6 protein-coding genes are annotated in these 10,083 nt (G+C 49.4%); 2 read left to right on the forward strand and 4 right to left on the reverse strand.

The genetic code is table 11. The features are described 5' to 3' along the window. Nucleotides 1–42: 42 nt before the first annotated feature. The 3 genes from SPSYN_RS02445 to SPSYN_RS02455 form a co-directional block, all read right to left on the reverse strand. Complete coding sequence (locus tag SPSYN_RS02445; protein ID WP_161820900.1) at nt 43–1,221, reverse strand: LL-diaminopimelate aminotransferase; 1,179 nt, start codon at nt 1,219–1,221, stop codon at nt 43–45. 71 nt (nt 1,222–1,292) lie between these two features. Next, a complete protein-coding gene (gene dapF, locus SPSYN_RS02450; protein WP_161820901.1) occupies nt 1,293–2,132 on the reverse strand; it encodes a diaminopimelate epimerase in 840 nt (279 codons plus the stop codon). A gap of 180 nt (nt 2,133–2,312) precedes the next feature. After that, the gene (locus SPSYN_RS02455) at nt 2,313–5,048 is read right to left on the reverse strand and encodes a cation-translocating P-type ATPase (protein ID WP_161820902.1); all 2,736 of its coding nucleotides are present in this window, start codon (nt 5,046–5,048) and stop codon (nt 2,313–2,315) included. Between the two features lie 204 nt (nt 5,049–5,252). On the opposite strand from SPSYN_RS02455, the gene SPSYN_RS02460 reads away from it, so the two are divergent. Then, a complete protein-coding gene (locus tag SPSYN_RS02460) occupies nt 5,253–7,025 on the forward strand; it encodes an Rqc2 family fibronectin-binding protein (RefSeq protein WP_161820949.1) in 1,773 nt (590 codons plus the stop codon). A 212-nt stretch (nt 7,026–7,237) separates the two neighbouring features. On the opposite strand, the gene SPSYN_RS02465 is transcribed toward SPSYN_RS02460, so the two are convergent. Then, on the reverse strand, nt 7,238–8,422 hold the full coding sequence (locus SPSYN_RS02465; RefSeq protein WP_161820903.1) for a M24 family metallopeptidase: 1,185 nt from the start codon (nt 8,420–8,422) through the stop codon (nt 7,238–7,240). A gap of 421 nt (nt 8,423–8,843) precedes the next feature. Between SPSYN_RS02465 and SPSYN_RS02470 the strand changes: the two genes are divergently transcribed. Then, nucleotides 8,844–9,200: a hypothetical protein gene (locus SPSYN_RS02470; protein WP_161820904.1), complete on the forward strand. Its 357-nt coding sequence runs from the start codon at nt 8,844–8,846 to the stop codon at nt 9,198–9,200. Nucleotides 9,201–10,083 lie beyond the last annotated feature (883 nt).

A 10,083-nucleotide genomic window follows, 5' to 3' on the forward strand; every position in this document is an offset into this window, starting at 1 on the left:
TTGTCAACTTACCTAACTGAAATTACAGCTTTCAAATCCCAATTAAAACTTAACCGTCCCAATATTTTTCTTCATCCGTTCCAAAGCTTCTACCATCCGCTCCTTTTTCACGGTTAAGGCCATGCGGAAAAAACCATCACTGGCACTGCCATACCCACTGCCCGGGGTAACCACCACACCGGTCTTATCCAAAACCATCTCGGCAAAGGATTCAGAGCTATACCCGGCTGGAACCGGCGCCCAAACATAGAAGGTTGCCTTTGGTTTGGCCAGCTGCCAGCCCATACTGTTCAGGCCATCCACCAGGATATCGCGTCGTTCCTGATAAACCTGCCGCATTTGCAGCACGGCATCCTGCGGCCCGGTTAAACCCTTGATAGCAGCGTATTGAATAGCCTGGAACTGGCCTGAATCAATGTTGGACTTGAGCCTGCCCAGCGCCTCCACCACCTGGTGATTACCCGCAGCCCAGCCAATACGCCAGCCGGTCATATTATAAGTCTTGGACACCGAGTGAAACTCTATGCCTACTTCCTTGGCACCCGGGTACTGCAGGAAACTGGGCGGCTGATAGCCATCGAAAGCAATCTCGGAATAAGCGGCATCATGGCAAATTAATATATTATATGCTTGGGCAAAAGCAATTGCTTCCCGATAGAACTCTTCGCCGGCCACGGCACCGGTAGGGTTATTTGGATAGTTGATAAACATTATCTTGGCCCGCTGTGCAATATCGGCTGGAATAGCGCTTAAATCAGGCAAGAAACCGTTTTCTGCCAGCAAGGGCATATAGTAGGGCTCGGCACCGGCTAAAATGGCACCGCCAGCATACACCGGATAGCCCGGGTCAGGTACCAGAACAAGATCACCGGGATTTAAGTAGCAAAAAGATATATGCGCAATCCCTTCTTTGGAACCAATCAAGGAAACCACTTCATTAGCAGCGTCAAGCTCCACACCAAACCGGTTACTATACCACTGGGCCACAGCCTCCCTGTAGGCCGGCATACCTGCCGAAGAGGGATACTGGTGGTTCTCACCAACCTCAGCTTGTTTTTGCATTTCTTCTATGATATAACCCGGTGTGGGCATATCGGGGTCGCCAATACCCAGGCTGATGATATCCACTCCGGCATCTCGTTTTTCCTTAATTAACTTTTCGATTCGGGCAAACAAATAAGGTGGTAAATTTTTAATCCTCTGCGCCTGTGCAAAATCCATTTTTAAACCTCCCATAAACACAATCTTTATTCATAAACCATTAGCCGGTCGAGCCGCGTTAACTGACTTTCCTAGCTAATGGGATAATCACCGTTAAAAACCTGCTCGGCAGGACCTGTCATATAGATGTGGTTATCCTTCGACCATTCTATGTCCAGCGTTCCGTGATAAAGATATACCCGGACGGTTCTGCCGGTATACCCATTCAGCACCGCCGCTACCGCAGTAGCACAGGCACCGGTGCCGCAGGCCAGCGTAGGTCCGGCACCTCGTTCCCAAACCCGCATACGCACTTCATGTTCATTTAAAACTTGAACAAACTCAACGTTAGTTTTACGGGGAAAGACCGGATGCGTTTCGACACGAGGTCCCAAGTTCCCAAGAGGTACCGCAGCAACATCGGGAACAAAAATGATACAGTGGGGATTACCCATGGATACTGTGGTAATATTAAAAACATCCTCACCAACCGCCAGGGGTTCATTAATTACGCGACCGGAAGAACCGTTCATCGGAATCTGTTCTCTATCCAGGTATGGCTCGCCCATATCAACCCGCACCGCCGTAACGATACCGTTATTGACAACCAGCTCAGGCACCTTAATACCCGCCCCGGTTTCCACGGCCATTTTTGTTTGCTGTACTAAACCCCGCTCATAAGCATATTTAGCCACGCAGCGAATTGCATTGCCGCACATTTCCGCCTCGCTGCCGTCGGCATTAATAATTTGCATAGCCAGATCAGCCTCTTTGCCGGGGCCAATCAACACCAGGCCGTCTGCGCCCACCCCGAAATTACGGTGACAAATTTTTATCGCCAGTCCGGCCAGGTCACCGGGTAAATCCCGCACCTCATTTTTATTGACCAAAATAAAATCGTTGCCCAATCCATGTACTTTGGTAAAAAGCAAAGCTATTTTTCCTCCTGACGACATTTTCTCTATATTTTATACTATAGTTCCCCCCGCGTCTATTCTTTCCTGCCGACAACAAGCAAGTATACAGGATATCTCATAGCATAACTGAACGTCTGAACAAAAAGTCCATGAAGTATTTGACAAACTTCATGGACTGATAGAATCAATGCACTCTTAATAGGTTAACCTCTCCTGCCAACCCCTGTAAGACTGACCGCGCAGCCAACCGCCCAGGCTTGGTAGCAAAGCTGCACCAAAGATGATTAGCCATTGAGACAAGCTAAGGGGCACGGTATGAAAAACAGGTTGCAAAAAGGGTAAATAATTAATGCTCAGCTGCAGCAAGGTGGAAATAAGTACTGCCCAGACCAGCTGCGGATTGGAGGTTATTCCCAGTTCCCGTATGGTCAGATGTTCCGAACGACAGGAAAACACATAAAACAGCTGAACGAATACCAGGGTGTTAAAAGCCATCGTACGTGCTGCATCCAGGTTATTCCCAACAAGGTAAGCAAGGCTAAACACCGCCAGAGTCAGCAAGGCCATAATGAAACTGCTGCTAATGATGCGCCGGCCTAACCCGCGGGAAAAAATCATTTCTTGCAGAGATATTGGCCGAGTGCGCATGCTCTCCCGGTCAACGGGGTCAACCCCCAAAGCCATAGCCGGCAAACCGTCGGTTAAGAGGTTTGTCCATAGTATTTGCACCGGCAGCAGCGGCAGTGGGAGTCCCCCCAGCACAGCCAACAACACCACTAACATTTCACCTGCATTGCAGGTGAGCAGGTAACGGATGAATTTACGAATATTAACGCCTAGCCCCCGACCTTCCTCCACCGCCGCTGCCAGAGAAGAAAAGTTGTCCTCTATTAATACCAGATCGGACGATTCCCTGGCAGCATCAGTGCCGGTAAGACCCAGCGCAATACCCAAGTCCGCCTCTTTAAGGGAAGGGACATCATCAACCTCTTCGCCCGTCATAGCCACTATATGCCCCCGGCGTTTTAAGGCCCTGACGATACGCAACTTATGCCGTGGCGTAACCTGAGCATAAACCCGCACCTCCCCGGCTACGGCAGCCAGTTCTTCATCGCTGCTTTGGTCCAGCTGCTCCCCGGTCAGCACCCGGCTGTCGCGGCCCGCTATGCCCATTTCCCGGGCTACGGCCTGAGCAGTCAAAACGTGATCGCCGGTAATCATGGCTACCCGAATACCGGCCCGCCGGCACCTCTGCACTGCACTGATGGCCGAAGGCCGGGGCTGGTTAACCATACCGACCAGCCCCACAAACACCAGGTTGTGCTCGATAGCCTGCGCATCTATTTGCCCGGAGAAAAACCCCGCCGTCAATTCGCGGTAAGCCAGGCCCAGCACACGCAGCGCGCCATTGGCCATTCTGGCCTGAGCTTCTAGTACAGCAGCCCGGGCATGGGCGTCCAGCAGCACTTTACGCCCGTCCCGCTGATAGTGGGTGCATAAATTCAATATTTCCTCTGGTGCTCCCTTAACCAGGGCTTCAGTTTTTCCTGCTTCCCGGTAAATAACCGTCATGCGTTTACGTTCAGCGTCATAGGGAATTTCCGCCAGACGACGCGCTTCCTTTTCCAACCGCTCCCGCCAAACGCCCCCTTTGGCCGCCAGCACCAGCAGGGCACCATCCGTAGCATCCCCGGATATCTGCCAGGCGGCCTTCTGACCTGGCCCAGCTCCTCTAAACAACCCGCCAATAGACATATTATTGCGATACAGCGTAGCATTATTGCACAGGGCTGCTATACTTAAGAGCTTGGTTAAATCCGGCCCGCCGGGAGCTGTTTCGCCCTTAAACCAACCTTTGGGATCATAGCCCTCCCCACTGACTTCCAGTTCCTGCCCGGCCAGGTATACCCTGCGGACAGTCATCTCATTTTGGGTTAAATTACCGGTTTTATCGGCACAAATATGGGTGATGCAGCACAGCGTTTCTACAGCCGACAGGCGTCTGACGAGCGCTCCCCGGCTAATCATCCGCTGTACCCCCACAGCCAGGGCAATGGTCACCATAGCCGGTAACCATTCGGGAATGGTTGCTACCGCCAGGCTTAGTCCGGTTAGCAACATCAGGTACGCCGACTCACCGCGGAGCACACCCGCCACAACCACCAGGGTACATACGGCCAGGCAAAAAAACACTAACCCGCGGCCCAGTTGGGCCAGTCTTACCTGCAGCAGCGTCGGCTCCTCTTTAGTTGTTTGAACCGCACCTGTCCGTTGACCCAGTACCGTGGCCATACCCGTAGCTACCACAATACCTTGCCCACGGCCGCTTGTCAGCGTTGTCCCCATAAAAACCATATTACCGTCGTCCGCAGGACCTGCGGTTTCATCCAGAACCCGGGTATGCTTGCGCACCGGTTTGTTTGCACCGGTTAGAACAGTTTCCAGCGCTTCCAGGCACATTGTATGGGTTAGTCGGATATCCGCCGGAACCCGGTCTCCCGCCTCCAATAACACAATATCCCCCGGCACCAGCTCGTCGGCGGTAATTTTACTCTCCAAGCGGTCCCTGATTACCCTGGCCCGCGGCGCAGCCAAATCCTTAAGGGCTGCCATGGTACGCTCGGCTCGGTATTCCTGCACTACTCCCAGTATAACGTTGAGCAGTACTAAGCCGGCAATGGTTATCGCCTCGACCCACGCATCCAGCAAACCGCTGATGGCCATGGCGGCCAGCAATACTAAAACAATCAAATCTTTAAACTGGTGTAAAAACATCTGCCATACAGCAACCTCAGGGCCTTTTTCCACTATATTTGGGCCGACCCGTTCCAGCCGGCTGCGGGCTTCGCTGTTCGTTAACCCTTTAATTACATCTACCTCTAAGCGCCTGGCTGTTTCTAAGGCACTGAGCTTGGACCAAATATCGGGCATGTCCTCAACTCCTGGATTAATTTGCCATATTTATCAAAAGGATATTCAATCATACAAGGAAATATTACCATTAGTTTTTTTCCGGATGACCGAGTGTAAAAAAGCAGGTAGTTACACCCGGCTAAATAAGATTGTTTGACCCTTTTTATGCCCCGGTGTTATACTGTAAACGTCCAGAAAGCACCAATGCCGGAGGTAACCGCCATGCCCTTTGACGGTCTTTTTTTATACCATGTATGTCACGAGCTAAATGCTCAGCTGCTCCAGGGACGCATAGAGAGAATCTACCAGCCCGCCCGGGAAGAGATTGTTCTGATAATCAGCAAATCCCGGGGTAAATACCGATTACTGCTCAATGCCAACGCTCAAAACGCCCGGGTGCACCTGACCGAACAATCAACACCCAACCCCGCCTCTCCACCCATGTTTTGCATGTTTTTGCGCAAACATCTGGAGGGCGGTAGAATCAGTGGTTTCTACCAGCCCGGGTTGGACCGGGTACTGGATATTCGGGTAGATTGCCGCGACGAGCTGGGCCGTCCGGCCGAGAAATCACTAATCTGTGAAATAATGGGCCGGCACAGCAATATCATCCTGGTCTCACAACCGGACAATACCATCCTGGACGGTATCAGGCGATACGGCCATGCCGTGAGCCGCCACAGGGAAGTGCTCCCGGGTGAACCTTATATTCCCCCGCCCGAACCGCAAAAAGCCAACCCGCTGACGGTTTTAGAAGATGACTTCAGAGAAACCCTAATGTCCGGCCAACTGGATGACAACCTGGCCGTGGCCCTACAAAAGACGCTGGATGGTCTGAGCATTCCTACCTGCCGGGAGCTGGTTAAACTGTCCGGGCTAAGCTCCGATATCCTATTAGACCACTGCGGTGAACACGAACTACGCATGCTCTGGCAGACCTGGCAGCCGCTGGCCTCAGACGCCCGGGAGCATCAGCTGCAGGCTTTGCTGGTCGGCAATCACCAGGGCGAACCCGTGGAATTTTTCCCCTTTCCCGTGGTAGAGGATGAAAAATTTACCTATACAACCGGCCCGGCTAATGCAATTGCTGACGAGTTTTTCACCCGCAAGCAGGACCGGGAAGCCGTAAATAAGCAAAGGAACCTGCTGCTGGGTGTAATCAATAAAGAAGTCAAACGCCTCAACAAGAAACTGGCGCTGCAGAAAAAAAGCGTTGCCGAAGCCGGGGAAGCCGAACGGTTACGCTTGTATGGAGAACTGCTCACCGCCAATATTTATCGCATGGAGCGGGGCATGCATGAGATTGAGCTGGAAAACTATTATGATCCGGAGGCTAAACCGGTTATCGTACCGCTGAATAACTCGCTGACGCCTTCGGAAAATGCCCAGCATTATTTTAATAAATATAACAAGGCCAATAATACCAAAAAAGCAGCTGGAGAAATGGCCCGGCTCAGTGAAGAGGAATTGGAATATCTGGAGGGAGTTAAAACATCTCTGGAGATCGCTGAAAATATGGATGACCTGGCAGAAATACACCGGGAACTGACCAAACAGGGCTATATTAAAAAACCACCCGTTAGACCCGGCAAAAAACGTGAAAAGGAAACAAAAAAGCAAATCAAACCGCTGCAGTATGTTTCCAGTGAAGGCTTCACCGTACTGGTCGGCAAAAACAACCACCAAAATGACACTTTAACGCTTAAGACTGCCGAAGACAGCGATATCTGGTTGCATACCTGCAAAATACCAGGGTCCCATGTCATTATCCGCACCGCAGGCCGCGAAGTGCCGGAAAAAACGCTGCTGGAAGCGGCCGCTCTGGCTGCTTATTACAGCCGAGCCAGGGAATCCAGCAAGGTGCCGGTGGATTACACCCTGCGCAAGTATGTGAAGAAGCCCAACGGGGCCAAGCCCGGATACGTGATTTATGAAAAGCAAAAAACTGTTTACGTTGACCCGCGCCCCGATGCCATGCGGCAAGTGAATAGTTGAAGGTCTTCGTCATCAACTCAATAACTTTGTTGAGAAGACATTATTGCCGGCATAATTACTTCAGGCCCATAAAAAGCCAGGCAAATTATACCTGGGAGTGCAAAACAGGGAAAATGGGCCTCCGGCTAAATAGAATTTATGAAGCTAATATTTTGCCAAATAAGTAATTAATATGTAATATATTTGTATTGCGTAAAAATACACCCTGTTTTTCATTTAAGATAAATTATATTTTCATCAAATAATGTCAAGGTTTCCAGTCCTTTTTCCCCAACCACACAGGTGTTTTCTACACCCACAACACCTTCCGGGAAAATAAATTTTGGTTCAAGAGCGATGACCATGTCTTTCTCCAGCGGGGTTTTAAAACCTGGGGCCAGCACCGGCCATTCGTTGAGTTCTATGCCGATGCCATGGCCGATAAAGGGCACGGGCTCGGAGTAGCCCATAAAATGCTCTCCGAAGCCGGATGCGGCCGCCAGGTGCACCGCCTGACGGTAAATATCCTCGCACAAAGCCCCGGGCACAGCCAGCTGCTTAACGGCCTCTTGAATACGCAGCGCTGCCTCATGGGCCCGGACAAGTTTATCCGGCAGTTGCCCTATACAATATACCCGGGTCTGATCTACCATATAACCGTCTATCACCCCGGCATAATCAATCACCACCGGCTCATTCCTGGCTATCTTTTTAAAGCCCGCCCCCTGGGGGAAGGAAACACTCACCCCCATCCCCCCGGTGGCACTTTCCATACAGCTGGGTATGCCCCCACTGGAGCCGGACAAAATGTGGCCGTAGTAAACCTCCTGGTCAAAGCCTCGCATTCTTACAGTGCCCGAGTGCCCGGCCAGGCGGTACACCATCTCCAGCTGGCCCGCCAGTTCTAATTCACTAATACCCTCTTTGATATATTCCCGGGCCTTAGAATACATAATGTAATTAAGCTGGGCGGCGTCCCGGATCACCTCCAGCTCATAGGTTGACTTAACCATGCGCACCGTTCGGATTAAACTGCTGATATCGACCGGCTGAGCACCGGGAAACAGCCTTTGCAAGAGCAGGTACAGCGCCGCCGGCAATACGTCAAGCTCCAACCCCAGAGTAGTTAAATTCTGATAACCATACTCATTGAGCATTTTGTCCAGGTATTTCACATTAGCCAGAGGAACTATATCTTCCAGTGCCGACTCATCACGGGCGCGGATAAAGCTTTTCTTTACCATCAACAACGGCCTGCCCCCGGCTGGAATAAACAGGTGACCGCGCTGACCCGTACCGGCAAAATAAAACAAATCTGCGGGATCCATGATTAATGCGCCGTCAACACCTTTTTGCTGCAACAGTTTTTGCAATGCACTAATCCGCCTTGCCAGCTCACCGGCCGGAGTCAACCTCATTTATAGCACCTCATTTTAAATAATAAAGCTAATTACTATAGCAATACATTTCCGGCATAGCTTATCCAAAAAATAGAACAAAACTTGGGAATTTTTTGCCTGCACGTGGCTAATTCGGCCACAGGTACATGCGAAAAATCTGGTGTAAAACGCAGGCACTGTGGCAATCATTATCATTCGACTGCTGTTATCTTCCAGGGACGAAACACATTATAACGTTAGCCATAATCTGTACCTGTGCGCTATAAACATTATAAAGCAAAATAATAATTATTTGACGCTGTGATGCAAATATTGCGAAGCAGCTTGGCCGGGAGATGGTTTTTTTGTGCCGTGTTTCCGACAGCCCGCCGTTGGCAATGCATACCAATGATATTTAGCGAGATAATATTTCTATGAAAATAACTTCAGGGTAGGCCTGGTGCTGACCATTTCCGGGCTGCATAAAAAATCAAAAAGCTCTAAAGCCAGGTTAAATAACAACACCTTTAAATTTGATTTAGGCAAATACAGGATGTGGTTAAAAGGCTATGTATCCTATTACGCTGATAAGGACATTCTGGTTAGCACCCATGACCCGGAGAATATCTACCTGTATTGCCCGTCTTTATTTGGTTTAGAGACCGAGTATACAAGTTTTCAAGAAATTGAAAAAAGACAAAAGAAATTAAATATCGACACGATACTTACCGGGCTTGATATAGACGGATTAATAAATCCGACCTGGAATTTTGATATGGATCCGGCTGTGCGACGAGGTGGGAGAAAGGTCGGTTAACGCTATTCTTAACCACCGTGAACGTACTGTACACGAGCCAACGTCTGGATGTTCCGTATTAAAAGCTGTTGATAATAGTTAACTCTGAAAAATATCTTTACCCTTATCAAAAATGGATAATATTAAAAACAGAAAAAGATAACACCCTATCGACATACTACTGTCACGGCAATGTTCTACTATTAATCCAGGCACAAAGCGATGACGCAATCTGGATTTTTTTGGGGATAGTATAATGTCAGCTAACAGTAATGAGGCTTTATTTTGTCAGATCAGGGTTCTAATAAATGAACTTGATCCTGCCGGGTTACTACCGCCAATGCCAAATAGGGAGTTGCATAAAAATGAATAAGACGAAATTCTAGATATTATGGATAACTTGCCTTATGCAAAATCCCCTGAACACCTTGCTTTGATAATACATCATATTTTTGTGATATATTTTAGCCCGAGTCCGGTATCTTTTCAGCCGGTTTTGTTTTATGAAAAAACTAATTAACCACAAAACCACCCGTAAACCGGGTGGTTTTGTTTGACGCCGCCTGATTCTATCATGTTTTTCATTTTGACACAGAAGTCGAGTAGATGCGCACCTCTTAAACTTTAGGGGACACTTTGTTTTCCCGGTTTCTCCCCGTTTCCTCTGGGAGTGTCACAATATTTGCCCCATGATTTAATTGGTCACGCACCCCTCACAGAACCGGACGTGCAGCTTTCCCGCATCCGGCTCTTCACACTGCCATTTACATTATGTAGCCGATACTTTTCCTTAGTTCATAGATATTAACGTATATTTTGGGCTTGGGTAACCGGTATTTAACCAGTAGTTTCGGGAAATTGCTCCAGTTATGGCTTCTCTTCTGGCTTCGTCTGTTTAAATTTT

It is taken from the genome of Sporotomaculum syntrophicum, from assembly GCF_009932395.1.
GTDB classification, from domain to species: Bacteria; Bacillota; Desulfotomaculia; order Desulfotomaculales; family Desulfallaceae; genus Sporotomaculum; species Sporotomaculum syntrophicum.